At 59.1% G+C, this 254-nt stretch carries 1 protein-coding gene; it reads left to right on the top strand.

Going from position 1 to position 254, the window contains the following annotated elements:
• Positions 1-254, top strand: a 254-nt coding sequence (locus KZZ04_RS20000; RefSeq protein WP_219424004.1) for a type VI secretion system contractile sheath large subunit, incomplete at both ends; no start/stop codon positions are given.

The raw sequence follows: 254 nt of genomic DNA, 5'->3' as shown, positions 1-254 counted from the left end.
CACACGCCCTTCATCGCAGCGGCGGGCCCGCAGTTTTTTGGCGTCGAGAGTTTTTCCCAGCTGCCCAACCTGAAAGACCTGCAAGCCGTGTTCGAAGGCCCACAGTTCATCAAGTGGAATGCGTTTCGCGAGAGCGAAGACTCGCGGTTTGTGGGGCTGACGTTGCCGCACTTCCTGCTGCGTACGCCTTACGGGGAAGAGACGGTGCCCGTCAGGAAGTTCCGCTACAACGAAAGCGTGAACACCAGCAACCA

Source organism: Pseudoalteromonas sp. CR1, assembly GCF_019392235.1.
Lineage (GTDB): Bacteria > Pseudomonadota > Gammaproteobacteria > Enterobacterales > Alteromonadaceae > Pseudoalteromonas.
The sequence above is the reverse complement of the archived record's forward strand: the minus strand, read 5'-3'. Positions and strand labels throughout refer to the sequence as shown.